Source organism: Flavobacterium johnsoniae, assembly GCF_001879205.1.
Lineage (GTDB): Bacteria > Bacteroidota > Bacteroidia > Flavobacteriales > Flavobacteriaceae > Flavobacterium > Flavobacterium johnsoniae_A.
The window spans coordinates 187967-214192 of record NZ_MLFK01000001.1 but is presented as its reverse complement, the minus strand read 5'-3'; the positions used below and the strand labels follow the sequence as shown (position 1 = coordinate 214192).

General features: G+C 34.7%; 20 protein-coding genes and 1 pseudogene. 11 read left to right on the top strand and 10 right to left on the bottom strand.

Translation table 11 applies throughout. The features are described 5' to 3' along the window. Positions 1–84: 84 nt before the first annotated feature. From BKM63_RS00925 to bshC, 3 genes are all read right to left on the bottom strand, one after another. The gene (locus BKM63_RS00925; RefSeq protein ID WP_071634812.1) at positions 85–504 is read right to left on the bottom strand and encodes a nucleoside-diphosphate kinase; all 420 of its coding nucleotides are present in this window, start codon (positions 502–504) and stop codon (positions 85–87) included. A 225-nt stretch (positions 505–729) separates the two neighbouring features. Further along, the gene (locus tag BKM63_RS00920; RefSeq protein WP_071634811.1) at positions 730–2001 is read right to left on the bottom strand and encodes an acyltransferase family protein; all 1272 of its coding nucleotides are present in this window, start codon (positions 1999–2001) and stop codon (positions 730–732) included. Positions 2002–2209: 208 nt separating this feature from the next. Then, on the bottom strand, positions 2210–3799 hold the full coding sequence (bshC, locus tag BKM63_RS00915; RefSeq protein ID WP_071634810.1) for a bacillithiol biosynthesis cysteine-adding enzyme BshC: 1590 nt from the start codon (positions 3797–3799) through the stop codon (positions 2210–2212). A 268-nt stretch (positions 3800–4067) separates the two neighbouring features. On the opposite strand from bshC, the gene BKM63_RS00910 reads away from it, so the two are divergent. From BKM63_RS00910 to BKM63_RS00895, 4 genes are all read left to right on the top strand, one after another. After that, entirely contained in the window at positions 4068–5345 is a 1278-nt protein-coding gene (locus BKM63_RS00910; RefSeq protein WP_071634809.1) for an MFS transporter, read from the top strand. Between the two features lie 99 nt (positions 5346–5444). Then, positions 5445–5699, top strand: coding sequence for an autorepressor SdpR family transcription factor (locus tag BKM63_RS00905; RefSeq protein ID WP_071634808.1), 255 nt, complete (start codon positions 5445–5447; stop codon positions 5697–5699). A gap of 6 nt (positions 5700–5705) precedes the next feature. Beyond that, positions 5706–6365: an SdpI family protein gene (locus tag BKM63_RS00900; protein ID WP_071634807.1), complete on the top strand. Its 660-nt coding sequence runs from the start codon at positions 5706–5708 to the stop codon at positions 6363–6365. A 142-nt stretch (positions 6366–6507) separates the two neighbouring features. Then, complete coding sequence (locus tag BKM63_RS00895) at positions 6508–8724, top strand: B12-binding domain-containing radical SAM protein (RefSeq protein WP_071634806.1); 2217 nt, start codon at positions 6508–6510, stop codon at positions 8722–8724. On the opposite strand, the gene BKM63_RS00890 is transcribed toward BKM63_RS00895, so the two are convergent. Continuing rightward, positions 8725–9489, bottom strand: coding sequence for an MBL fold metallo-hydrolase (locus tag BKM63_RS00890; RefSeq protein ID WP_071634805.1), 765 nt, complete (start codon positions 9487–9489; stop codon positions 8725–8727). Between the two features lie 95 nt (positions 9490–9584). Here BKM63_RS00890 and BKM63_RS00885 point away from each other — a divergent pair. Continuing rightward, positions 9585–9900: pseudogene (locus tag BKM63_RS00885) on the top strand (GIY-YIG nuclease family protein). 155 nt (positions 9901–10055) lie between these two features. On the opposite strand, the gene BKM63_RS00880 reads toward BKM63_RS00885, so the two are convergent. Together BKM63_RS00880 and BKM63_RS00875 are read right to left on the bottom strand one after the other, a co-directional pair. Beyond that, positions 10056–10742 (bottom strand): response regulator transcription factor, encoded by a 687-nt coding sequence (locus BKM63_RS00880; protein ID WP_071634804.1) that lies wholly within the window; start codon positions 10740–10742, stop codon positions 10056–10058. Then, a complete protein-coding gene (locus BKM63_RS00875) occupies positions 10739–12004 on the bottom strand; it encodes a sensor histidine kinase (RefSeq protein ID WP_071634803.1) in 1266 nt (421 codons plus the stop codon). The genes BKM63_RS00880 and BKM63_RS00875 overlap by 4 nt, the downstream gene beginning before the upstream one ends. Before the next feature lie 163 nt (positions 12005–12167). Here BKM63_RS00875 and BKM63_RS00870 point away from each other — a divergent pair, with 163 nt between their 5' ends. Then, a complete protein-coding gene (locus BKM63_RS00870; RefSeq protein ID WP_071634802.1) occupies positions 12168–12581 on the top strand; it encodes a DUF1573 domain-containing protein in 414 nt (137 codons plus the stop codon). Positions 12582–12721: 140 nt separating this feature from the next. Further along, on the top strand, positions 12722–14302 hold the full coding sequence (locus BKM63_RS00865) for a L,D-transpeptidase family protein (RefSeq protein ID WP_071634801.1): 1581 nt from the start codon (positions 12722–12724) through the stop codon (positions 14300–14302). Positions 14303–14369: 67 nt separating this feature from the next. Here the strand turns inward: BKM63_RS00865 and BKM63_RS00860 are convergent, their stop codons facing one another. Further along, positions 14370–14873 (bottom strand): C40 family peptidase, encoded by a 504-nt coding sequence (locus BKM63_RS00860; RefSeq protein WP_071634800.1) that lies wholly within the window; start codon positions 14871–14873, stop codon positions 14370–14372. A gap of 218 nt (positions 14874–15091) precedes the next feature. Between BKM63_RS00860 and BKM63_RS00855 the strand changes: the two genes are divergently transcribed. From BKM63_RS00855 to mgrA, 4 genes are all read left to right on the top strand, one after another. Further along, entirely contained in the window at positions 15092–16186 is a 1095-nt protein-coding gene (locus tag BKM63_RS00855) for an SGNH/GDSL hydrolase family protein (RefSeq protein WP_071634799.1), read from the top strand. After that, complete coding sequence (locus tag BKM63_RS00850) at positions 16176–17555, top strand: sialate O-acetylesterase (protein ID WP_071634798.1); 1380 nt, start codon at positions 16176–16178, stop codon at positions 17553–17555. The genes BKM63_RS00855 and BKM63_RS00850 overlap by 11 nt, the downstream gene beginning before the upstream one ends. 293 nt (positions 17556–17848) lie before the next feature. Next, the gene (bglX, locus tag BKM63_RS00845; protein ID WP_071634797.1) at positions 17849–20146 is read left to right on the top strand and encodes a beta-glucosidase BglX; all 2298 of its coding nucleotides are present in this window, start codon (positions 17849–17851) and stop codon (positions 20144–20146) included. Positions 20147–20451: 305 nt separating this feature from the next. After that, positions 20452–21408: an L-glyceraldehyde 3-phosphate reductase gene (gene mgrA / locus BKM63_RS00840; RefSeq protein WP_071634796.1), complete on the top strand. Its 957-nt coding sequence runs from the start codon at positions 20452–20454 to the stop codon at positions 21406–21408. Between the two features lie 72 nt (positions 21409–21480). Here the strand turns inward: mgrA and BKM63_RS00835 are convergent, their stop codons facing one another. From BKM63_RS00835 to BKM63_RS00825, 3 genes are all read right to left on the bottom strand, one after another. After that, on the bottom strand, positions 21481–23460 hold the full coding sequence (locus BKM63_RS00835; RefSeq protein WP_071634795.1) for a glycoside hydrolase family 97 protein: 1980 nt from the start codon (positions 23458–23460) through the stop codon (positions 21481–21483). 112 nt (positions 23461–23572) lie between these two features. Next, positions 23573–24850 (bottom strand): glycoside hydrolase 5 family protein, encoded by a 1278-nt coding sequence (locus BKM63_RS00830; RefSeq protein WP_071634794.1) that lies wholly within the window; start codon positions 24848–24850, stop codon positions 23573–23575. Between the two features lie 141 nt (positions 24851–24991). Continuing rightward, the gene (locus tag BKM63_RS00825; protein WP_071634793.1) at positions 24992–26221 is read right to left on the bottom strand and encodes a glycoside hydrolase family 26 protein; all 1230 of its coding nucleotides are present in this window, start codon (positions 26219–26221) and stop codon (positions 24992–24994) included. Positions 26222–26226: the final 5 nt, after the last annotated feature.

Here is a 26226-nt window from a genome sequence, read left to right as displayed (position 1 = left end):
TTCATTTGAAACGGGTTTTTTCTTTTGTGATTTTAAGAAATCCAGGTTAGTCTAAAACTCTAACAATCTAAGAAAACCTAAAATTTAGAATTGCTCTCTTCCAGCAAAGTGGAATGCACTTTCGATAGCAGCGTTTTCGTCGCTGTCAGAACCGTGAACTGCATTTTCTCCAATAGAAGTTGCGTATGCTTTACGAATAGTTCCTTCAGCAGCTTCAGCTGGATTTGTAGCTCCAATTAAAGTTCTGAAATCTTCTACTGCGTTTTCTTTTTCTAAAATTGCAGCAACAATTGGTCCGCGTGACATGAATTCAACTAATTCTCCGTAGAAAGGTCTTTCTGCGTGAACTGCGTAAAATGCTTTTGCATCAGCTACAGTTAATTGAGTTAATTTTAATGAAACGATTTTGAAACCACCATTAGTGATCATTGCTAAGATATTCCCGATGTGTCCGTTTGCAACAGCATCTGGCTTAATCATTGTAAAAGTTCTATTTGTTGCCATTTTTTATTTTATTAAATTTTGTGCAAAAGTAGACTTTTTTTATGAATTGATTTTAATAAATTCCTAATTAAAACATGATAGAATGATGTTTTGACCAAGAAAATCTTTTTTTTATAAACCATGTAAGTAATATAAGTTCATTTAAATAACTTTGGGCAGAAAGACAGCTCTGGTATTTTTGCTGCTTTCTAAAATGAACTTATATTACTTATGTGGTGAAATCCTTTATACTTTGAATATTAATTTGTTTCTGTAGAATATCCACAAAATAAATGTCCAAATACAAACATACACCAATGCTCCGGCTAAAGAGGCGGTCATTGGATTACTGAAGAATGGCGCAATACCAAAGTTGTACAGATAACTTAAAAGATTAATTTGCTCTTCGGGATTATTAGGATTTTTAAATTGAATCATTACTAAAGCCTGTGGAATTATCTGCGAAGTAAAAAATACAATCATTGGATTTACACCCCAGATTAAAAATGGTTTAAACCCTTTTTTATAATCTGCAATGTCAATTACGTAATATAAAATAGTAAGAAATACGGTTGCTAATCCTGTTGTGTATAAAACGTAACTGCTTGTCCAAAGTGATTTATTGATAGGAAATACAATATCCCAAATTAAACCGAAAAAGATAAGAATTGTGCCTATAATACCCATTCTCTGTGCTTTTTGAATTTTGATGGTATCAGCTTGTAAAACCTGACCAATCAATAAACCGATAATTCCGTTTACTATTGATGGAATGGTGCTTAAAACTCCTTCAGGATCCCAGGTTACGGTGCCTCGGTACATGTGTCCTTTTAGTAAAACGCTGTCCAGCCACGAAGCTAAATTGGTGCCTTTGTCCAGGTTTGCTTCTCCAATTCCAGGAACGGGAATTAAAGTCATTACTGCCCAATATCCTAACAATAAAACGATTCCGGTTGCGATTTGTGTTTTTTGAGATGTTTTTAAATACAATAAAGAAACTACAAAATAAACAATGGCAATGCGCTGCAAAACTCCCGGAAGTCTTACATCGCTGTAGGCCTCGATACCGCTGTAAGCCAGAAAGAGATAAATAAATAGAATTGAAAAAGCTAAAATGTTTTTGACTTTTGAACTGAAATTTCCCATTAACGCATAACCTGCCGCAATGGTAATAATTAATCGGCCAATTAGAAGTGGAATTCCTTCTAATCCAAACAACTGAATTTTTCCGAAAAAGTTGAAGAAAATCCCTAAACAAAGCATTCGTAAAGAACGAACTAAAATTTTGTTGAAAGTGGTGCCATCGTAAAACTTGTCAGGCATTGCAAGCGGAACAGCAACTCCCATTATGAAAATAAAAAATGGAAATACTAAATCAGTTGGGGTGCAGCCGTGCCATTCGGCGTGTAATAACGGTGGATAAACATTGCCCCAATCTCCGGGGTTGTTTACGATTGTCATTAATAAAATTGTGAGTCCGCGAAAGACATCTAGCGAAATTAAGCGTTCTTTTACCATTGGTTTTGGGTAAATTGTTAGTTAATAATTTTTAAAAATCGCTATTTGGTTTGAAATAATAATGTTGAGAAGATAGGTGGTTATTTGATTCTCAGGAATTATTATCTTATTATTTTTTCAGCCACGAATTACACGGATTTACACGAATTATTTTTTACTTTTTGGTTCTGTAAATCAGTGTATATCAGTGTAATTCGCAGTCGTATTTTTAAATTGTTATAATGTTAAAATTCATTTCTAAAGGTTTCAGTTTTTGCAATAAAAGCGGGATTAATTGTTCGCCTTTTTCCAGATAAAATTCAGAAAAATTGCTTTGACGTTCCTGCAGACTGTTGTTTGGAAACAATTCGCACTGCAAATCGGTAACGCGCTGTAATTGGTCGCTTAGTTTTCTTTTTTGAGCTTTTAATAGACGCTTTTCTAAATTTTCAAGACCTTTTGTCTGTTTAACTTCCTGCGCTTTTACAGCTCCTGAAAAAGATTTATCCGTTTGATCTGCCAGTTCGTAAAGATATTGAAATTGGGTTTTCAATATTTCTTTTTGAGGGGTTAAATCAATTGGAAAAGCAGAAATTTTATGTGTAATCGCGTTTACTAAATTCTCTTGTTTATTAAAAAGATCTTTCCAGCTTAAGTGCAGCTGATCTGCTTTTTTGGCTTGTTTTTCGGTTGCTAAAAGAACAGAGTTTCGAACCAAAATCATCGGAAAAGTAATTTTTACAGCATCAAAAAAAGATTTTAATTCCAGCCAGTACGCAATTTCTCCGCCTCCGCCAATATAACATAAATTTGGAAGGATGATTTCCTGGTAAAGCGGACGCATAATTACATTTGGACTGAATTTCTCAGGATGATCTTCTAATTCAGATAGAATTTGTTCTTTAGAAAATGAGATTTTCGTGTTATTTACGAAGTATTTATTTTCTTCAAAAATGATTCTTTCGCGCAGATTATCTTCAATATAAAATAAATTAATCTCACGAGGATTCACCTGAACGGTATAGTCTTTTAGCTTTTCAATAGTTTCCTGAACGGCTTTGTATGAAGTCTGTTTTTCTAATTCTTCTTTTGCATACGGAACAAAAGCACGTTTTAAATCAGCATCATCAGCATCTAAAATCACTAAACCATAATTAGCAAATAAGCTGTTGGCCAGAAAACGCGTTGCATCGGCCAGATTATTGTGTTTTAAATAAGCCTCTTCAAAAAGCTTTTTTAAAGTATTTGCGTTTGTATTAGATCCTAATTCTAAGGAGTAAATTTCGAAGAATTCTGCAAGGCCTTCAGTCGAAAGTCTTCCAACAGGACCGTTACTTTCTTTATTCCATCTGAATTTCTTCCCTTTAAAATTAAAATAATTAATCTCTTCAAAATCATGGTCTTCAGTTGCCATCCAATAAATTGGAACAAAATTATACGACGGATATTTCGATTTTAATTCTTTGGTAAGATTAATAGTCGAAATGATTTTATATAAGAAATACAAAGGCCCGCTAAATAAATTTAACTGATGCCCGGTTGTAATTGTAAAGGTATTTTCGAGTGCTAAAAGTTCAATATTTTGTTTAGTCGAATCTGAGATTTCAATATGCTGATACTGCTTTTTTAAAGTTGTAACCAAAGGAGTTCGGTTATTGTTATCAAAATTAGCTGCTTTTTCAGCAATCTGCTTTTCGAAGTTTTCCAATGTTGGGAAATTGTTGTACAGCGGTTTTAAATCGGATTTTTGATCTAAATAATCTTGTATCAATTTAGAGAAATATCCAGAAGTTTGATAGCTGATACAGTCGGTAGGCATAATTTTAAATTTATTTTTGACAGCTGTAAATTTAATGAAAATATGCAGTTAAAAACGGTTTTAACTATTGCTTATGATTTGATTTTTATTTTTTGGTTTAAACTTCCTGTAATCAGGTTTTTAATTTTGAGTACTTTGGTTCTTTTTAAAACATAAAAGACATCAAATTTGTTAAAAATTAAATAGTGTTTGAAACTAATTGATCTAAACGTGAATTATTAATAACGAAACTATATTTTTGTAGGCAAAAAAAATATATCTATTTTACATGGAAACTAACCCAAAAAAAAAGAACTCATTAAAACACGTTCTTTTTGGTTCTTTAATTGGAACGACAATCGAATTTTTTGATTTTTATATTTATGCCAATGCCGCCGTATTGGTTTTTCCGCAGTTGTTTTTTCCTGGTTCTAATTCGACTATAGCAACTTTAGAATCGTTGGCGACTTTTTCAATTGCATTTTTATCTCGTCCTTTAGGTTCTGCTTTTTTTGGACATTATGGAGATAAAATAGGACGTAAATTTACTTTAGTTGCTGCTTTATTGACAATGGGAATTTCGACCGTTACGATTGGTTTTTTACCAAGTTATGCCAGTATTGGTGTTGCAGCGCCTTTATTATTAATGCTTTGCCGATTCGGGCAAGGTGTTGGTTTAGGAGGAGAATGGGGAGGAGCTGTTTTATTGGCTATAGAAAATGCACCGCCGCATAAACGTGCGTGGTACGGAATGTTTCCGCAATTAGGAGCTCCAATAGGATTACTGCTTTCCGGCGGTACTTTTTTATTGTTAACAGATTCGATGAGCAACGAAGATTTTATGGATTTTGGATGGAGAATTCCGTTTATTGCCAGCGCTCTTTTGGTAATTGTTGGATTTTATATTCGAACAAAAATTACCGAAACGCCTTCTTTTGAAAATTCTAAAAAAGAACAGGAAGAAGTTAAAGTTCCTTTTTTAGAATTGGTTAAGTCCTATAAGAACCAGCTTATTTTTGGAACATTTGCTGCTATCACAACTTTTTTGGTTTTTTACTTAATGACTGTTTTTACACTAAGCTGGGCAACTTCAGATTTAGGAATTGTAAAAAGAGATGGATTACTGATACAATTATTTTCAGTACTGTTTTTTGCCATTTTTATTCCCGTTTCGGCAGTTGTTGCAGATAAAATAGGCCGACGAAAAATGCTTATAATCGCTACGGCTGCTATTGCCGTTTTCGGATTTTTCTTTTCGTACTTTTTAAGCTCAGGAAACATCGTTTTGGTTACCACTTTTGCGTGTATCGGAATGGCGTTAATGGGCTTCACTTACGGTCCGCTGGGAACTTTTCTTTCAGAGTTATTCCCAACAAATGTTCGTTATTCCGGTGCGTCGTTGACTTTTAATATGGCCGGAATTCTGGGTGCGGCCTTTGCGCCTATGATTGCCATTTGGCTGGCTTCTACATACAGCGTGAGTTATGTAGGTTTGTATTTGACAGGTGCTGCCTTAATTTCGCTGGTTTCATTTTTGGTAATTAGCAAAGAGGAACATAAATTTTAACCTTTTGTATCACATACAGAAAGCCGCAATTAAAAAAATTGCGGCTTTTTTTTGTCAATTTAAAAAGTATTTAGATATTTGTCTAAATATATAAATGCAATGAATGATATTTTTAAAGCGCTCAATGATGCAACTAGAAGAGAAATTCTGGAACTTTTAAAAGAGAAAGATTTATCTGCAGGCGAAATTGCCGATGCTTTTAATATTTCGAAACCCAGTATTTCACATCATTTAGATATTTTAAAACGTGCTGATTTAGTTACTTCTGAAAAAAACGGGCAATTCATCATTTATTCTATCAATACCACCATAATGGAAGATGTTTTGCAATGGATACTAACCTTTAAAAAATAACTAGAAATGAATTTTGATTTTAAAAAAGAGCTTCCATTAATTGGAATTGTTTTGACGCCTTTTGTTTACTTGGCTTTAATTTGGAACAGTCTTCCCGAAATAGTTCCTGTTCATTGGAATTCTAAAGGCGAGATAGACAGATGGGGAAATAAGCTTACTTTAATTCTAATGCTTTTTATGCTTCCTGTTTTAACTTATATCATTATGTCTGCCGTTGCAAAGATTGATCCTAAGAAAAAAATGGCACTAATGGGCGGAAAGTTGTATCAGCTTAAATTTATTATGGTTCTTTTTATGTCGTTTCTTGCCTTATTTATCATATACAGCACTAAGAACCTGTCCTTTTCAAGTCCAAGTTTTGTTTTTGCACTTGTGGGAGCTTTGTTTGTGATTTTAGGTAACTATTTTAAAGTGATACAGCCTAATTATTTTATAGGCATTAAAACACCATGGACTTTAGAGCATCCGGAGGTCTGGAAAACAACGCATGTTTTTGCTGGAAAACTGTGGTTTATTGCTGGCTTGATTATTATTTTAGGAAGCTTGATTTTTGAAAGCGCTCTTTTCTCTAAAGTATTTTTGATCATTGTTTTGAGCATAGCAATTGCCCCTCTAGCTTATTCTTATTTAAAATATAAAAGCTTGAAAAAGAAAGGGACTATATAAAGCAATAAATTATTGATGATGATAAAAGTGATATTTATTTTAGTAGCAGTTTTGGTGCATTATATTTGGGAGATTAAGAGTAAGTTTTAAAATATCTGAAAAGTCTCTAAAATCCCGTATTTTTGCAAAAAAAATAATTCTTTTGAAAACGAAACTTTTTGTAATTACGCCTCCATTTACACAACTGAATACACCTTATCCAGCAACGGCGTATATAAAAGGTTTTCTGAATACAAAAAATATCGAATCGGTTCAGGCAGATTTGGGTATTGATGTTATTTTGGAGTTGTTTTCGAAAAAAGGATTGGTGGATTTGTTTCAGGTTTCAGGTTTCAGGTTTGAAGCTGCAAACGCCGAAGTTTCTGATAATTCGAAACGTATTTTTGCTTTGCAGGATGAATACATCAAAACCATTGATGCTGTAATTCAGTTTTTGCAGGGAAAAAATCCAACTTTGGCATTACAGATTTGTCAGGAAGATTTTCTGCCCGAAGCTTCTCGCTTTGCTCAGTTAGAAGAACTCGATTGGGCTTTTGGAACAATGGGAACTCAGGATAAGGCCAAACATTTGGCTACTTTATATCTCGAAGATATTTCAGATTTTATTGTAGAATGTGTCGACGATAATTTTGGCTTTAGCCGATATGCCGAACGTTTAGGCCGAAGTGCCAATTCTTTTGATGAATTGTATGAAGCGCTTCAGCAAGAACCAACTTATATCGATTCAATTTTAATTTCGATTTTAAAAGAGAAAATTGAAGCTGTACAACCCACTTTCTTTTTGATTTCTGTTCCTTTTCCGGGGAATTTATATAGTGCGTTTAGATGTGCGCAATGGGTAAAACAACATCATCCCGAAATTAAAATTTCGATGGGAGGCGGTTTCCCAAATACCGAGTTGCGTTCGATTTCTGATAAACGCGTTTTTGAATTTTTCGATTTTATTACTTTAGACGATGGAGAAGTTCCGATAGAGGAACTTATAGAAAGTTTGTCATCCCGAGCGGAGTCGAGGGACGAGAAGCGTTATAAACGAACTTTTTTATTAGAAAATGGAGAAGTTGTTTATAAAAATAATTCCTTAAAACACGATTATAAGCAGGCTTATGTAGGAACTCCGGATTATTCTGATTTACCTTTGGATAAATACATTTCAGTAATCGAAATTGTAAACCCGATGCATAGAATGTGGAGCGACGGACGCTGGAATAAGCTGACCATGGCACACGGCTGTTACTGGGGAAAATGTACTTTTTGTGATATTTCACTCGATTATATAAAAGTTTACGAACCCGTTGCAGCAAGTTTACTTTGCGACAGAATTGAAGAATTAATGCTGCAAACGGGACAAAATGGTTTTCATTTTGTCGACGAAGCCGCACCGCCGGCTTTAATGCGTGCTTTGGCTCTGGAAATTTTAAAACGAAAATTGGCCGTAACCTGGTGGACAAACATTCGGTTTGAGAAAAGTTTTTCTAAAGATTTGTGTCTACTGCTAAAAGCTTCGGGTTGTATTGCAGTTTCCGGAGGTTTAGAAGTTGCTTCAGACCGATTACTGAAATTAATAGACAAAGGCGTAACAGTAGAACAAGTCGCAAAAGTTACCCGCAATTTTACCGAAGCCGGAATTATGGTTCATGCGTATTTAATGTATGGATATCCCACACAAACGATTCAGGAAACAGTTGACAGTCTCGAAATGGTTCGCCAGTTGTTTGAGGCGGGAGTATTACAATCAGGATTTTGGCATCAGTTTGCGTTGACGGCCCATAGTCCGGTTGGATTATATCCGGAGAAATTTGGCGTTACAAAAAAAACAGAAGCAATCGGGACTTTTGCCAATAATGATATTGATTATACAGATTCAACCGGAATTAATCACGATAAATTTAGCTTTGGATTAAAGAAATCGCTTTTTAATTTCATGCACGGAATATGCTTTGATTATGAATTGCAGGATTGGTTTGATTTTAAAATTCCGAAAACCAAAATTCATCCGGATTTTATTTTTGATGCACTTCAGGAACAAAATGATTTTAACACAAAGCCAAATGCAAAAGTAGTCTGGCTTGGCGGAAAACCTCTGGCAGAAATTTTCACTAAATCAAAAAAAGGAAGAAGCTGGGAAATGATGTCTTTGACTTTTCATGACAAAAAGCAAAGTTTTGCCATTCAAACCAGTAAAGAAGAAGGCGAATGGTTAATTGATGTTTTGTCTAAAATCTCAATTTCAAATCCTAAAAATTATACTTTTCAGGAAGTCAAAAATGATTTTGAAACTTCATTGGAAGATTTTGAATTATTCTGGTATTCTAAGCCAGTTAATACTTTGCGAGAGTTTGGATTATTGATTCTATAACTAATAATCAACACTGGTTCCATCACTTGGAATGGCAACTTTTGAAAGTAAATTGTTTTCTGTTAAAGCTTTTCGCAATTGCTCACGAGTTGTAGGACAATGATTTAGAGCCTCAAGGTGATTGGCAAAAACTTTTCCGGGAGCAAGTGCTGTAAATCTCAGGATATCTTCCATTCGCATTAGTAACGGCTGTCCAAAATCTAATCTTGCCGTACCGCAGGCAATAGTTGCAATATCTGGTTTTAGTTCAATTAATGCTTTCTGTACATCATCAGTAAAAATAGTATCAGAACTGATATAGATGGATTTTTCGTTTGGAAGTTCAATGTAAAAACCCATAACGTTTCCCATGAGTTTTGCAATAAAACCGTAACCGTGCAGCGCTGGAACTCCAATAATTTTACCGCCTAAAAAAGGCTGCGGATCCCAATAATTCAATGTTTGAATAATATTGAGACCTCTTTTTTCTAATGTTTTTTCGTCTTTTGAACTGCAGATGACCGGAATACTTTTTCGTCTTAAATAAACTTCGCCCGCTTTGTCAATATGATCGGGGTGCAAATGTGTAATTAAACAATGCGTTACTCTGCTTAAAATTTCCCGGCTGTTTTTAGGCAGTGCCACAAGCGGATTTCGTTTAGGTTTATATCGAAAAATGGTAAAAGGCGCGATTGTTTTTCGTTTTCCTAACATGGGATCGACCAGAATAACATGCTCTTCTGTCTCAATCACCAAAGTGGCATTTCGCAAATGATGTATTTTCATATCCGGGAAGAATTAGAAATTAAAAATACAAAGATTTTTCAAAATTGTTTTACAGATTTTTCTTTATTTTTAACAGAATTGTTATTATTTATTATATGCACTTACAAGAGGGATTTCACATCTATTACATCTATATTATTACCAATAAAGCTAAGACTGTTTTGTATACTGGGAGTTACGAATAATTTAAAAGTTCGTTTGAGTCAGCACAAGGAAAATATTAAAATTGATAATCAAACTTTTGCCTCAAAGTATAATGTTGAGTTTTTACTTTACTACGAAAAGTTCAATTGGATTCAGGAAGCGATTGCCAGAGAAAAAGAAATTAAAGGATGGAGAAGAGAGAAGAAAATAACTCTTATAAAAATGATAAATCCTAATTTAGATTTTTTAGATTATTTGTTCGTATAGTTATGCGTTTAGTATGTCCTTCCGACGAAGGAGGAATCTCCGTAAGTAACTCTACAAAGTTTGGCTTTTACTACTATACGGAATATTGTCGCGGACATTCCTCCTTCGTCGGAAGGACAATCGTTGTGGTTACTTTGTGTTAAGTATTATGTTCGTTATTCAACAGAAAACCGAAACCCAATCCCATGAAGGTTTTCTATCGAAATGCCTTTTTCATTTGATAGAATTTTACGCAGTCTGGAAATAAAAACGTCCAGGCTTCTTCCCATAAAATAATCGTCGGTTCCCCAAAGTGCGGTTAAAATCTGTTCTCTTTTTAAAACCAGATTTCTGTTGTCGAGAAATAATTTCAGCAACTCAGCTTCGCGCTGTGTAAGACCTACTTTTTCTTCTTCATTAAAAAGAATAAAATTTTTGGTATCAAATTGATATCTTCCAATCTCATAAACCGATTTTTCGACCTTATTATTTTTCTGAGAACGTTTCAGGAAAATTTCAATTTTCAAGATTAACTCCTCAATACTAAACGGTTTAACCAGATAATCATCGGCGCCAAGGCGGAGGCCTTTTATGCGGTCTTCTTTTAAAGTTTTGGCCGAAAGAAAAATGATTGGAACATCAGTATCTAATTTTCGTACTTCTTCTGCAAGTTCAAAACCGTCCATTTTTGGCATCATAATGTCAAAAATGCAAATGTCAAAATCTTCATTTTTAAAAGTTTCCAAACCTGATTTTCCATCGGTACAATGAATTACTTCATAATGGTGCTGCTCCAAATTATCTTTGGTTAAAAATGCAAGCGTTTCATCGTCTTCGGTGTAAAGTATTTTGAAATTTTTCATTTTTTATAAGGAATTGACAAAGTTATGGTAACTCCGTTTTCAGTATTATTTTCGGCTTTTATTTTCCAGTTTTGTAAACTGCAGATTTCTTTAACATAATATAATCCAAGTCCAAAACCATTTACTTCATTACTCTTTTCGTTTTGAACGCGATAAAATTTATCAAATATAAAAGATAATTTTTTAGTAGAAATTCCAATTCCGTTATCGATGAATTCTAATTTTAAAACTGAATTTTCTTCAATTATTCTAATGGTGATTTCCGGCTTTTTATTACAATATTTTACGGCATTATCTAAAAGATTATAAACTAAATTGGCAAAATGAAAAACATCGGTATGCAATAAATATTCTTTTGAAGAACTTTCAATTTGAATAATAGCTTCGGGATATTTTAATTGAATATTTTCGATTGCTTCTTCAATAACCGGAACAATGAGAACGTTTTCTTTTTTAAGTTCTAAAGGAGTGTAATCTGATTTTGCAATATTTAGAATCTTCTCAATATGATGATTTAACTTGTTACTTTGATTAATGATGATCTCGGTATAAGTATAAAGTTTTTTATCGTCTTTAATGGGGTTTTGTTCACTCAGATACTTTGAAGCGATTAAAATGGAAGATAAAGGCGTTTTAAATTCATGTGTCATATTATTGATAAAATCACGCTGCAATTCTGAGTATTTTTTTTGTTGTAAAAGCGTGAAAATCGAATAAACATAAATCAATAAAATCAGGATCAGCATGATCGAAAGCACAAACCAAAAGCGCATCGAACTGAATAAATAGGTAGTCTCGTTAGGAAAACGAACAGCAAAATAATAGACTAGGTTTTTATGTTTTGGAAAAAAAACAGTTTTTTTACATTCGGCCTTTTTTTTCGATAAGGAAATATAATCGCCGTAAATCATCTCGTCGCTTTGGCAATTGTACATCGCATATTCAAAATCAGTCGTAATGTTCATTTTTTTGAATTCTGTTTTCAGATAAAATTCTAAAATATCAGGTTCAAATTCATTGTCGACATTTACAATATAATAATCATTTGAAATTTTTTGTACAGGGTTTTGCGCCGGAAGTTCATGATTGGTTCCCTCGTATAATTTTTTGGCAACTTCCAGAAGTGCAATGTGCGCTTTTTGGCTCAGCTTTTTTTGCTCTATCGTGAAAGCTTCTTTGGTCCAAAGCAATTGCGCCACCAAAATACTAATTATGGCCACCAAACCTAGAACTATAATACTATTGAGTTTATTTATTTTCAAGAAAACAGACTTTGAGAGTGTAATATTAATCAAAATTATAGTTAAAAATGGCGATTAACAAGTCATTAACAAACATTTGAAACCGCTTAACAGCGATTCTTTTTTGTCTGAATTACCTTTGTAATATGAATTTTGAACTATAAACCATTTAAAATATTTAACTATGAAAATTATTAAAATTTCTATGTTGGCTCTGGCCTTAAGCTTAATGTCTTTTTCTGCAATTGCTCCGGTAAAATCATTGGTTTCTGAAACGGAAGTTTTTGAAGCTGCTTCAACAATTGTATGGAAAGCTGAAACAATTGATGTTGGTCAAATTCCTCAGGGAACGCCAAAAGCCATTGTTTATGAATTTAAAAATACAGGAAAAACTGCCGTTGTAATTACACAAGTTCAAGGTTCTTGCGGTTGTACTGCAACAGATTATACAAAAGAGCCAATTGCTCCGGGGAAATCTGCAAAAGTTACAGCGACTTACAACGCAGCAAATAAAGGTGCTTTTACAAAAACAGTTACAGTAACTACAAGTGCTGAGACAACTCCAAAAGTACTTACTTTAAAAGGTACAGTTATTTAAAAATAAGGTTGGTTATAAAGTGAAAGACTCCAAATATATAATGTATTTGGAGTTTTTTTATGTTCAAAACTCACTGATTATTATTTTCTGAAGCGATTTGTTTTTATCAAAACTTTTCTATTTTTATTAAAAAAATCATTATGAAAATTTGGTATTCATTTATTGCTTTTGTACTTCTTTTTACAATCGTTTCTTGTAACTCAAAAGGAGAGAAAAAAGAAGAAAGTCTAAAAAAAGAAAAAAAGGTTGTAGTACCAGAGCTTAAACTTTCTATTGATAGTACTGCTATTTCTAGTTTTTATGAAACTTATCCAAAACTGAAAAATTTTCAAGGGGAGGTAAATTCTTTGTATCTAAAAAAGAATTCTACGCAGTTATGGCTGGACAATAAAGGTGTAGTTGAATTTGGAAATACTTTGTATAATAAATATAAAGGTTTGGAGAATGAAGGACTGAAAGCTAATTTTCCGTATAAAGAAATCAACGCTGTTTTTGAAAATAATACCGATAATAAACTTTCAAAAGTCAATACCGACTTGATGATTACCAACTTGTATTTTTACTATGCCGAAAAAGTATATAGAGGATTTGATGAAAAAACTTCAAGATCGTTAGAATGGCTGCTGCCGAGAAAAAAACTCAACTATCAAGTCTTTTCGGATTCTATTTTTCAAAAATCAACTATAAACGACGACAAGAAAAGTAAAATGTTCAGCCAGTATTACAAACTTCGTGATGTCCTTAAACAATACAGGGAAATCGAAAAAAAGGGAGGCTGGAAAACTATTGAAATTGATGATACTTATAAGAACTTAAAATTAGGAGATTCATCAGCAGTTATTTCTCAAATTCGCGAAAGACTTTTTGTAACCCAGGATATTAAGGAAGATAATAAAAGTGCAGTTTGTGATTCAACGTTAATAAAAGCATTAAAAAACTACGAATTGCATCATGGTTTTACACCAAAAAATATAATTCTTAAAGAACATATTGAGGATTTGAATATTCCGGTTTCTGACAGAATTAAAACCATTATTGTTAATATGGAACGTTGCCGCTGGATTGATCCTGCACTTGAAAAAGGAAAACAGTATCTTGAAGTTAATATTCCTGAATTCAAATTGTATCTTATTCGCGACGGAAAAATTGCTTTTACATCGCCGGTTGTGGTGGGAAGAGCAATGACAAAAACGGTGATTTTCAGCGGTACGATGAGTAATATTGTTTTTAGTCCGTATTGGAATGTTCCTCCAAGTATTATTAATAAAGAGATAAAACCCGGAATGGCCAAGAACAAGAATTATCTAAAACAGAAAAACCTGGAATGGAATAATGGTGCTGTTCGTCAGCTTCCGGGAATAAACAACTCATTAGGATTAGTAAAATTCTTGTTTCCAAATTCAAGTAATATTTATTTGCATGATACACCGTCAAAAAGTTTATTTGAGAGAGAAAGCAGAGCCTTTAGCCATGGCTGCGTTCGTGTAGCGAAACCACGTGAACTGGCAATCGAATTATTACAAGAAGATCCAAAATGGACTCCTGCACGAATAGATAAAGCCATGCATGCAGGTAAGGAAAGCTGGTATACTTTAAAAAACAAATTTCCGGTTTACATTGGCTATTTTACAGCCTGGGTAGATCGAGAAGGACAATTGAATGTCTACAAAGACATTTATCAAAGAGACGAAAGCCTGCTTAAATTATTGACTGAGGAATAAAAGTTTTGCAGCGGATTCACGAATTATACTTTCTGTAATCAAAAATTCGTGAATCCGCGCAAAAAAACTATTCAGACAAAACATCGATACATTTATAAAAACGCTTTGTATAATGTTCTGTATCTAAAGCGGTGATGGTAACTTTTTGGGCTTTTCCGGATGAGGCATGAATAAACTTCGAATGCATTCCGTTGGCTTCACAGATTATTCCCAAGTGGCCTACAACGGTTCTGTCTTTGTATCCGTAAAAAACTAAAATATCTCCCACTTTAAAATCTTCTGGCTTTAGAGCTTTGCCTAGATTTTTGTAACTGCCGGAACTTCTGGGTAAAGTCATTCCAAAATTTTTAAAAACATAACTTACAAAACCAGAACAGTCAAATCCTTTTTTCGGATCACTGCCGGCGTATTTATATGGCGTATCTAAATACTTTTTGGCATATTCTATTATAGAGTCTCTATTAACTTCGGTTCGAATTTTTGAATTATAAATTGGCTTTTCGTTCTTTTTAAAAGTAAAAGAACAAAATAAAGTAATAAATAAAAGGGCTTGTAAAAGATATGGTCTCATTTTTTGTAAGTAAGAAAATGTTTAATTGCTAAAGATAGACTCTAAATTTTGTAAATCAAAAGAATAACTGGCCGTTAATTGTAAGAATTGCAAGTTTTAACTATTAAATGATGTGTTTATGTGGTGTTTTTTTATTGCTTTTTGACGTTTTAGTATCTTTTTTGAAACAGTATTTCAAATATATTTGTGAATTGCATTTATATTTTAACAAATAAATTATGTTTCTCAAAAATTATCCGTTTTTAATTTTGTTTTTGCTGATTTCGGCCATTTCGACATCACAAAGCCAAAATCAAAATAAAACTTTTCTTTATGAAGGTAGAATCGAAAAGTTGCAAAACAATCAGGTTATTTTAATTGGAACGGCTTCTTCGGTTTCTTTTAATTTCATCGGAAATAATTGTTCAATTTCACTTCAAAGTGTAGATTCTTATGAACATCATAATTATGTTTCCCTGGTTTTGGATGGGAAATATCTAGGCAAAATTAAAATTGAAAAAGGTCCTGTGCAGTCTTTTCCAGTAAAAGCGGCTTCAAATAAAAAAGAGCACCGTCTCGAAATTTATAAAAATACAGAAGCACATACTGGCGGTATTTTATTTGCCGGAACAACTGCAAAACTGACTTCAATTTCATCAAAAAAGAAAAAGAAAATCGAATTTATTGGTGATTCTATAACCTGCGCGGCAGCAAGCGATTCTGTTGGTTGTGACAAAGGAGAATACATGGATCACCATAACGGATATTATGCTTATGGACCAACACTTTCAAGAGCCATTGATGTGGATTATTTGACTAGTTCTGTTTCCGGAATCGGGATGTATCGCAATTGGAATGATGAAAACAAAGAGGAAGCCATAATGCCGGATGTTTATCAGAATTTATATTTAACGAAAGACAATTCAAAACCTAAATATGATTTTGCTTTTCAGCCGGATATTATCAGCATCGCTTTAGGAACGAATGATTTTTCTGGTGGAGACGGAAAAAAAGAACGTCTGCCATTTAATACTGAAAAATATGTTTCGAATTACATCAATTTTATAAAAATGCTTTATGTACATAATCCGAATGCGCAGATTGTAATTACAAACAGCCCGATGGTTAACGGGGAAAAAGCAGTTGTTTTTGAAGATTGTCTGAATAAAGTTAAAAATGCTTTTGCGAATGATAAAGAACACAAAACAATTTTTATTTTCAAATTCAAACCTATGAAACCAAAAGGATGTTTAGGTCATCCTGACGTTACAGATCAAAAAGTGATGGCAGATCAATACGGACCTTTTTTAAAAAAGCTGTTAAATGAAAAATAATCAACTGTTTATTTTCTTGTTGATGATTTGCGGTTCTGCAATGGCAAATGTTACGCTTCCAAATATTTTTGGGGATAATATGGTTTTACAACGCAATTCTGAAGTTAAGATCTGGGGCTGGGCAAATCCGAAAGAAGAAATCAAATTAGTTTCTAGCTGGAACAATCAGGAATATAAAGCCGTAACGAATAATCAGGCAAAATGGGAACTTAAAATTAAAACTCCTGAAGCAGGTGGTCCTTTTACTATTTCTATAAAAGGTTACAATGAAGTAATTTTAAAAAACATTTTGATCGGCGAAGTCTGGCTCTGCTCCGGACAGTCAAATATGGAAATGTCTGCCAGTTGGGGAATCGACAATGGAGATGAAGAAGTAAAAAATGCCGCAAATCCAAATATTCGGTTTTTTACGGTTTCAAAATCTACAGCCTTAAATCCTCAAAATAATGTATTAGGAAGCTGGGTTGAATCGACTCCGGAAACCATGAAATATTTTAGCGCTGTTGGTTATTTTTTTGCCAAACGCCTGCGCGAAGATTTAAAAAATGTTCCAATTGGATTAATTTCTTCCAACTGGGGCGGTACTCCTGCCGAAATCTGGATGCCTGAAGAAGTCTTTCAAAACGATCCGGTAGTATTAGAAAATGCCAAAAAACTAAACGAACAGGAATATGGTCCGCACCAGCCCGGACGCGCTTATAATGCCATGATTTCTCCAATTACCGGATTTAAAATTGCCGGAACGCTTTGGTATCAGGGCGAATCGAATGTGGGGTCTTTGGTTTATGATAAAACGCTTTCGGCATTAATTACTTCGTGGAGGAAAGCCTGGAACGACGATTTTCCTTTTTATTTCGTGCAAATTGCGCCGTACAAAACGGGAACAAATAATTTTTCGAATGTTACAGTTAGAAATTCTCAAAGAAAAATTTTAAAAGAAATTCCAAAAACGGGAATGGTTTTGACTTCTGATATTTCGGATACAATTGACATTCATCCCAAGAATAAAAAATCAGTCGGAATTCGGTTAGCAAATTTGGCTCTTGCCGAAGTGTATAAAACAAATTCAAATTGGGTAAATGGACCGCTTTTTAAAGACATTAAAATTGAGAAAAATAAAGTGATAGTTTCTTTTGATTACGCTGACGGATTGTATTTTAAGGATAAAAAATCAAATCAGTTTGAAGTGGCTGGAGCTGATGGAGTTTTCTTTCCTGCTGAAGCATCGATAAAAAATAATCAAGTGATTTTGACAAGTAAAAAACTTGTAAATCCTGCAAAAGTGAGGTTTGCTTGGGGAAATACAATTCAGTCCGATTTGTTTAATAAAGCGAATTTGCCAGCTTCGTGTTTTACGAGTGAATTTTAGATTTTTTTGCTCACGGATTTTACTGATTGAACGGATTAACACTGATTTTTGTCTGCGTTTGTCAGGCTGAGCGAATTCGAAGCTTCATAAAGTGAATATTGAAATGACAAGATTGTCTCTTTTGAAAACGATTTGTGTGAGGGATTGAGGCGGTATCCTTTTGTGAAGAGAAACGGAACAAAAGATAAAGCCGAAAGCCCGACCCGCCTTTTTCGGCGGGACACGCCCAAAGTAATCTTAGAATCTCAGCATTTCAGTCCCGAAGGCTCGGGATAGCATCTAAAAAACTAACCATGAAAAATAAAAAAATAATAATTATTGGGGTTTTGTCCCTGTTTACTGTTGGAAATATGAATGCACAGAAAAAGCCGTATTTGGATAAAAACAAAACTGTCGAGCAAAGAATTGATTTACTTTTGCCGTTAATGACTTTAGAAGAAAAAGTAGGGCAGATGAACCAATACAATGGTTTTTGGGATGTAACAGGACCGGCTCCAAAAGGCGGAACGGCCGAATTAAAATACGAACATTTAAGAAAAGGATTGGTTGGCTCGATGCTGACGGTTCGCGGCGTAAAAGAAGTTCGTGCCGTACAGAAAATTGCGGTTGAAGAAACACGGTTAGGAATTCCGCTTATTATTGGTTTTGATGTAATACATGGCTATAAAACGTTAAGTCCGATTCCGCTGGCAGAAGCCGCAAGCTGGGATTTGGAAGCGATTAAAAAATCGGCGGCGATCGCGGCAGACGAAGCTTCGGCATCTGGAATAAACTGGACTTTTGGACCAAACGTGGACGTAGCAAACGATGCGCGCTGGGGACGTGTGATGGAAGGTGCGGGAGAAGACCCCTATTTGGGCAGCAAAATTGGTTACGCGAGAGTAAAAGGTTTTCAGGGAGAAACGATTGCCGATCTTCAGAAAGTAAATACTATTGCGGCTTGTGCGAAACATTTTGCAGCTTACGGTTATGTTGAGGCTGGATTAGAATATAATATCGTGGATATTAGTAATTCTAAGTTGTACAATTCGGTTCTGCCGCCTTTTGAAGCGACTGTAGAAGCGGGAGTTCGTACGTTTATGAATTCTTTTAATACTTTAAACGGCGTTCCGGCAACGGGAAATGCTTTTTTGCAAAGAGATATTTTGAAAGGAAAATGGAAGTTTGACGGATTTGTGATTTCGGATTACGCTTCGATTCGCGAAATGATCGCGCACGGATACGCCAAAGACGAAGCTGATGCCACTGCAAAAGCTGTAATCGCCGGTTCGGATATGGATATGGAATCGTATTTGTATGTGGCAAAATTGGTTGACTTGGTAAAATCGGGAAAGGTAAAAGAAGCTTTGGTTGATGATGCTGTTCGCAGAATTCTTCGCGTAAAATTTGAATTGGGATTATTTGATGATCCGTACAGATATTGCGATGAAAAACGCGAGAAAGCGGTTGTGGGAAGTAAAGCCAATAATGATGGCGTGCTAGATATGGCGAAGAAATCTATCGTTTTGTTGAAGAACGAAAAGAATTTATTACCGCTGAAAAAATCGGGGCAGAAAATTGCTTTGATCGGAGCTTTAGCAAATGACAAAAATAGTCCGTTGGGAAGCTGGAGAATTGCCGCTGATGATAATACTGCAGTTTCGGTTTTAGAAGGAATGCAGCAATACAAAGACAATCAATTGGTTTTTGAAAAAGGCGTCGATTTATTGAAACAAAAAGCGACTTTCTTGACTGAAACGGTTTTTAACACCACAGATAAAAGCGGATTTGAAGCCGCAAAAACAGCCGCAAAAAATGCTGATGTTGTGGTAATGGTTTTAGGTGAATACGGTTTCCAAAGTGGTGAAGGAAGAAGCAGAACCGATTTGAATCTTCCGGGCTTGCAGCAGGAATTGTTAGAGGAAATTTATAAAGTAAATCCAAATGTGGTTTTGGTTTTAAATAATGGTCGTCCACTAAGTATTCCGTGGGCCGCAGAAAATGTTCCGGCAATTGTAGAAGCGTGGCATTTAGGAACTCAGGCTGGAAATGCAGTTGCGCAGGTTTTATACGGCGATTACAATCCGAGTGGGAAACTGCCAATGTCTTTCCCTAGAAATGTAGGTCAGGTGCCAATTTATTATAACAAATACAGCACAGGAAGACCAATTGACAGCGATAAAAATGTTTTCTGGTCGCATTATATGGATGTGGAGAAAACACCTCAATTTCCGTTTGGTTTTGGTTTGAGTTATACGACATTTGATTATAAAAATCTCAAATTGAATAAAACGTCTTTAGCAAAAGGTGAAAAAGTTTCTGTGTCAGTAGAAGTGACCAACACAGGAAATTATGACGGGAAAGAAGTAGTCCAATTGTATATTCATGATGAATTTGCCACTATCATTCGCCCAATAAAAGAATTGAAAGGCTTTGAATTAATTAATCTTAAAAAAGGAGAAACGAAAACAGTAAACTTTACTTTAACGGATAAAGAACTTGGTTTTTATGATAACGAAGGCAATTATTTAGTAGAACCGGGAACTTTTAAAATTATGGTTGGTGGAAGTTCTGATAAAGGTTTGCAGGGTGGTTTTGAGATTAAAGAATGAAAGTTTTATTCTCGCAAAGTCGCAGAGACGCAAAGTTTAATTTTAAAAATAAGATTGAATGGCGTCCAGCTTTAGCTGGATGGAAATATAGGCGCAACGAAAAAGGCTTTAGCCAAACTTAAATAGTTCGGTTAAAGCCTTTTCAATTCCTATTTATTCGTCTAGCTGAAGAAGCTAGTGGTAATGCAATAAAACTTTGCGTCTCTGCGACTTTGCGAGATTAAAAAAATACGACTTTTAAATTAATAGCTTTTGATATTTTTCTACCTTTAAAATCTATAAACTCCAATCCTTAAATTAAAATAATGAAATACAACAGATGCGGAAAAAGCGGGTTGCTGTTACCTGAAATTTCCTTAGGATTATGGCATAACTTTGGTTCTGTAGATAATTTTGATAATGCCGAAAGTATTGCCGTAGAAGCTTTTGATAAAGGAATTACCCATTTTGATCTGGCTAATAATTACGGGCCGGTTCCAGGGTCTGCTGAGGAAAATTTTGGTAAAATATTATGGCATAATTTTCAGGGCAACCTTCGTGATGAAATCGTAATTTCTACAAAAGCCGGCTATACCATGTGGAACGGACCTTATGGCGATTGGGGTTCGAGGAAATATTTGTTGTCAAGTTTAGATCAGAGTTTGAAGCGAATGAGCATTGATTATGTCGATATTTTTTATTCGCATCGCCCAGATCCCGAAACGCCAATTGAAGAAACCATGATGGCTTTGGATCACGCTGTTAGAAGCGGAAAAGCGTTGTACGTTGGAATCAGTAATTATTCGGCGGAGCAGACCAGAGTTGCGGTTGATGTTTTAAAACAATTGGGAACGCCGTGTTTAATTCATCAGGCAAAATATTCGATGCTGGAACGCTGGGTTGAGAATGGTTTATTGGATGTTTTGGAAGAAAAAGGAGTGGGCTGTATTGCCTTTTCACCTTTGGCACAAGGACTTTTAACGGATAAATACCTAAACGGAATTCCTGAAAACTCCAGAGCGCATAACCCAAACGGACATTTGAAAGAAAATGAAGTCACGGAAGAACGCATTCAGAAATTAGTTCAATTGAATGAAATTGCAAAAAACAGGAATCAGTCTTTGGCACAATTAGCTTTGGCCTGGCTGCAAAAAGACAAACGAATTACGTCGGTTTTAATTGGAGCCAGTTCGGTAAAACAATTGTGTAATAACATTGATTGTCTTGAAAATACTGACTTTTCGCACGATGAATTGAATGCGATTGAGAAGATATTAGCGTAAAATGTTAGTTGTAAAATGTTAGTTGTAAAATGTTAAATAATAAAGAAGGAGAACAACGAATTGTTCTCTTTTTTATTTAATAATCATCGCTAGTCCTCCACCGCTTGCTAATCGATACGTCAATTTTGTTGTCGAATCAACGGTTACAATTTCTTTTTTGTAATCAGTTGCGGCTTTGTCTGCGTTTAAACCATCATAGAAAATCTCGGCTTGGAATTTTTTACCTTTTTCCAGGAAAGAAAAATCAATTGTAATTTCTCTGGAATCCCAATTTGTAATGGCACCCAAATACCAAATATTGTCTTTTTTTCGGGCAATGCAAACGAATTTTCCGACTTCACCATTTAGGGAAACTGTTTCATCAAAAATCGTCGGGACTTTGGCAATAAAATCAGTGCTTTCCTGCTCCTTCATAAAGGCGGTTGGACTGTCGGCCATCATTTGTAAAGGCGCTTCAAAAATCGTGTACAATGCCAATTGATGACATCTTGTTCCCTGACTCATTGGGTTGGAATGACTTGGCTTGAATTCGCTTTTTGAGGCATTTCGCATGGCGCCGGGCGTATAATCCATCGGGCCGGCCATCATTCGGATAAATGGAATGGTGCAATCGTATAAAGGAACATCGTCATTTGGTGTCCATTTATTATTTTCTAAACCTTTTACACCTTCAAAATTTAGAATATTTGGATACGTTCGCTGAATTCCGGTTGGTTTGTACATTCCATGGAAATCGATAATCAATTTATTATTGGCCGCCTTTTGCGCAATATCATAAACTGAATTCACCATTTTGGCGTCGTCACGGTCTATAAAATCAACTTTAAAACCTTTTACTCCTAATTTTGAATAATTAGCAAAAACGGCTTCTGTTTTATCATGTATTGCCATCCACGAAGCCCACAAAATAATTCCGACGTTTCGTTCTTTTGCGTAGGCGATCAAAGCTTCCAAATCTACATTCGGATTGTGTTTCATAATATTGGTTTCAATGCTCCAGCCTTCATCCAAAACCACATATTCGACTTTATTTTTAGAGGCAAAATCAATATAATATTTATAAGTCTGTGTGTTAATTCCGGCCTTAAAGTCAACATTATAAATATTCCAGTCGTTCCACCAGTCCCAGGCGACTTTACCGGGTTTGATCCAGGAAATATCTTTAATTCTTGAAGGTTCGGCCAATTTTTGAACCATATCGTTATTCGCTAAAGCGGCATCATTTTCAGAAATTACAATTGCTCTCCACGGAAAAGTTCTTGCACCTTTTGTTTTAACCAAATAATCGGCACGTTCAGTAATTAATTTGTTGAGGTAATTAAATCCGCCGTTGGTTTCCTGAACTGGATATTTAGAAAAGCGAGATTCAAAACCGGAATTGTTTTTATTATTCGTTACAAACAATCCCGGATAATCTTCGAGATTGGCTTCCAGAAAAACTGCTTTTTTATGGTTTTTATATTCAATTAAAAAAGGTAAAAATGCTAAAGTATCTTTTTTGAATTCGCTTATTTTCTTGTTTTCATAATGCGATTCAAACGATGAAATAAATGGATCTTTTGGGTTTCTTAAATCGCGGACATAAGGCATTAAAGTATTGTAATCCTGATCGAAGTTTAAAACCACTTCTTCGGATTTTATGACAATATCTTTTTTCTTTTTTGTAATAAATCGGTAGGCAGCGCCGTCATCAAAAACACGATACTCAATGCTGAAATCATTTTTGAAGTTTAAAGTTAATTGATTGTAATTATTTTGAACTGATTTCTTTTTGTATAAAGGCGTTTCAAAAGTACTATTTACAGCTTCCTTTTTAGAATTTAAAACAACAGCATTTTTTCCTAAAACAACATTTCCTTCCAAAGTCAATGACATTTCTGACGGAGCCAAAATTACATCCTTTTCATGCAAGATTGTCCAGCTGATTTTATCACCAATATTAATTTTAACTTCAATTTTTCCGTTGGGAGAAAGGATGTTAAAATTCTGATTCTTTTGTGAAAATGAAAAGTTTATCAATAGAAAACAAAAAAGAATAAATGCATTTTTCATGTGAATATTTTTAAACTATATAAGTGATATAAGTTCATTTAGTTAATGCGTAAAAGCCAACTGATTAATGAACTTATATCACTTAAATTGTGAAAATTAGTTTATTTTTTATTTAATCTGAGTTGAATTTCTTAACGATTTCAAGAGTAGATTTATCGCCGTTGAAAACAGAATTTAAACCTTGAGGTTCCTGTGGCGGATCTGTTGTGAGCGGTTCACCCGGATTCCATTTTCCGGTTTCATTAACGGCTTTTCCTTCACCGCCATATCCCCAGAAATTCGCCGCCTGCAACGGACCGCCATTTTTATGACTTTCGAGAACTCGTCCAAAAATATAACTGTAAAATTTATCTCTGGCGATCGAAGATGCTCCAGCATTTAAGTTTTCATTTTCTCTCGGAAGACCAAATTCTTCAATAATTATAGGTCTTTTTAAATTGTTTGCCACTTTAATATGATCGTCAATATATTTTCCGGCATTTTCGATCGTTTTTGGCATTGTAGCTTCGGCATTATCCGCTTTAAACCAATTCCAGTTTTTTGGCCAGATGTGCATCGTCAAGTAATCAATATTAGGGTTTTTATGTGTTCTTTCGAAAATTTCCATGCTGTCGTTAGAACTGTTTTTTCCTTCAGAACCGGTAGAAACTAAATGGTTTTTATCTAAACTATCAATTAAATCCACAATATTGTTGAGCCATTTTGTGAATTTAACTTCGTTTTCAACTGTAAACAGTCTCGGTTCATTTCCAACCTGCCAAGCCATAATGGTATTGTCTTCAGTATATTTCTTTTTGGAATATGAATTTGTCCTGCCAATAATAAATTTTACATGATTTTCGAGTGCTTTCATACATGGTTCGCAGCTGTGAAACTGCTCTGTATATGACATAAATTGCGGCCAGGTATTTGGCGGAATATTTGGAACCGGAATTGCACCTTTTCCATTCCACTCCAAATATTGTGACATACCGCCCGACCATTCCCAGTTATTCGTTAAGTATAAAACGGCATACATTTTACGTTTGCTCATTTCATTGATCAAAAAATCTAAGCCATCCAAAAGATCGTCATCGTATTTTCCTTGTTCATATTGTAAAGCCGGGCGAACAGTAAAATCGTATTTTCCACCCTCGGCACCTACTAAAATACGCAGATTATCGATTCCGTTTTTCTGCATGAAATCCAGTTCGCGAAGCAGTCTTTTTCTGTCTCCTGCTTTTTTCGAAGCCAATAAACTTCCGTACCAGTAATTGGTTCCAATGTAGGCATACGGTTTATCTCCTTTATAAAACTGGTTTCCTTTTACTGTAATTCGCTCCTGCGCCTGACAAGCAATTACAGATAATGTTAAAGCAAGTCCAAAGGTTTTAAGAAGTTTATTTTTCATGTTGTTTTTTTAGAAGTTATTGAATGGTACATTGATTTTACTGACTGAAACAGATTTTTATTTGGGATTTTCTAAAAACCATCTATAGTATAAACGATTTAAATAATGAAAAATCAGTTCTGTCTGCTTAAACTCGCAGTCTTATTTTGGCATTTCATACATCTTTGGCAGAGAATTTAATAGTGCCGATTTTGTTTTAGTACTATAGGTTTTAAAATCTGCTGCGTTTGATACAGAGCCGTTTGGAACATAGTAGCCATCTGCATTATTGTTCCAAAACATGACATAGCTTATCTGGATATCATTTGCTGTTAAGGCATCATATAAATAAGTTGAAAACCAGTTTGCAATTGGAGAATTTGAATTTGTAACACGAAAACCAGTTTCGGTTAAAGCGGCTATTTTTACTTTTCCTTTAGCTAAATCTGAAATTACTTTTAACTTAGCATTGGCTCTGCCTGAACCTGTTGTGCCTTGATTGTCAAAATCTCCATAGTTGTCCATTCCAAGAATGTCAACATATTTATCGCCAGGATAACGGCTTAAATAATTGCTTTCGGTTGTATATGAATTGTCGGGAGAAAAAGCATATAGAATGTTGTGTACTCCTTTTGTGTTTTTTAAGTAATCAACGGTAAATTGGTATGCCTGTTTATATTCTTCGGGAGTGCAGAAATTAGCGCCCCACCAAAACCAGCTTCCGTCAAATTCGTGAAAAGGCCTGAAGATTATTGGAATCAATTCGCCGTTTGAACCTTTTAAATTTAAAATTACACTGGCTGCTTTATCGAGTTTTTTCTTGTACCATTCGTGGTTGACGCCTCCAGGTAAAATACTTTTGAAAGCAGCTGCTTTTTGTTCCGTTGTCATATCGGCGGCATAAAAAGATTCTTCTTTATTGGGCTCTCTTAAATGCCAGCAAAAGGTGTTGATTATTCCTTTTGCGTAAGCGGCTTTTACATCGCTTATAATTTTTTGTTCCTGCAGATAAAACCAGTTATCGGCCTGACCGTTATTACTCTTATCTGTAATAAACATAAAATCTGAACCTAAAACAGCAGGGTCATACTCTGTGTTTTTCTTGATATCAGAATCTCCGGCAGCATCTTGATAAAAACTGTTAAAAGCATCTTGCTGGCCAATTGCAACTTTGGTTTTGGCCAGTTTTTTTAGATTATAAAATAAAGCTACGGTTTCTTTAGAAGCATTTGCATCGACCATAAAAGCACCCACATTTTGCGGCGTTAATGGATCTACCTGTGTTGGCGGTTCGATTACAATCAGCGGATCTGATTGGTCATCAGAAGAGCAGCTGATAATTGCCAGAATAGTGAGGCTTAAAAATGCTGTTTTCAGAAACGTGGTTTTCATTTTTT

What these genes read in the sequence shown, in the direction of transcription:
- BKM63_RS00925 (WP_071634812.1), bottom strand. Translation starts at nt 504, where the DNA reads ATGGCAACAAATAGAACTTTTACAATGATTAAGCCAGATGCTGTTGCA.
- BKM63_RS00920 (WP_071634811.1), bottom strand. Translation starts at nt 2,001, where the DNA reads ATGGTAAAAGAACGCTTAATTTCGCTAGATGTCTTTCGCGGACTCACA.
- bshC (WP_071634810.1), bottom strand. Translation starts at nt 3,799, where the DNA reads ATGCCTACCGACTGTATCAGCTATCAAACTTCTGGATATTTCTCTAAA.
- BKM63_RS00910 (WP_071634809.1), top strand. Translation starts at nt 4,068, where the DNA reads ATGGAAACTAACCCAAAAAAAAAGAACTCATTAAAACACGTTCTTTTT.
- BKM63_RS00905 (WP_071634808.1), top strand. Translation starts at nt 5,445, where the DNA reads ATGAATGATATTTTTAAAGCGCTCAATGATGCAACTAGAAGAGAAATT.
- BKM63_RS00900 (WP_071634807.1), top strand. Translation starts at nt 5,706, where the DNA reads ATGAATTTTGATTTTAAAAAAGAGCTTCCATTAATTGGAATTGTTTTG.
- BKM63_RS00890 (WP_071634805.1), bottom strand. Translation starts at nt 9,489, where the DNA reads ATGAAAATACATCATTTGCGAAATGCCACTTTGGTGATTGAGACAGAA.
- BKM63_RS00880 (WP_071634804.1), bottom strand. Translation starts at nt 10,742, where the DNA reads ATGAAAAATTTCAAAATACTTTACACCGAAGACGATGAAACGCTTGCA.
- BKM63_RS00870 (WP_071634802.1), top strand. Translation starts at nt 12,168, where the DNA reads ATGAAAATTATTAAAATTTCTATGTTGGCTCTGGCCTTAAGCTTAATG.
- BKM63_RS00865 (WP_071634801.1), top strand. Translation starts at nt 12,722, where the DNA reads ATGAAAATTTGGTATTCATTTATTGCTTTTGTACTTCTTTTTACAATC.
- BKM63_RS00860 (WP_071634800.1), bottom strand. Translation starts at nt 14,873, where the DNA reads ATGAGACCATATCTTTTACAAGCCCTTTTATTTATTACTTTATTTTGT.
- BKM63_RS00855 (WP_071634799.1), top strand. Translation starts at nt 15,092, where the DNA reads ATGTTTCTCAAAAATTATCCGTTTTTAATTTTGTTTTTGCTGATTTCG.
- BKM63_RS00850 (WP_071634798.1), top strand. Translation starts at nt 16,176, where the DNA reads ATGAAAAATAATCAACTGTTTATTTTCTTGTTGATGATTTGCGGTTCT.
- bglX (WP_071634797.1), top strand. Translation starts at nt 17,849, where the DNA reads ATGAAAAATAAAAAAATAATAATTATTGGGGTTTTGTCCCTGTTTACT.
- mgrA (WP_071634796.1), top strand. Translation starts at nt 20,452, where the DNA reads ATGAAATACAACAGATGCGGAAAAAGCGGGTTGCTGTTACCTGAAATT.
- BKM63_RS00835 (WP_071634795.1), bottom strand. Translation starts at nt 23,460, where the DNA reads ATGAAAAATGCATTTATTCTTTTTTGTTTTCTATTGATAAACTTTTCA.
- BKM63_RS00830 (WP_071634794.1), bottom strand. Translation starts at nt 24,850, where the DNA reads ATGAAAAATAAACTTCTTAAAACCTTTGGACTTGCTTTAACATTATCT.
- BKM63_RS00825 (WP_071634793.1), bottom strand. Translation starts at nt 26,221, where the DNA reads ATGAAAACCACGTTTCTGAAAACAGCATTTTTAAGCCTCACTATTCTG.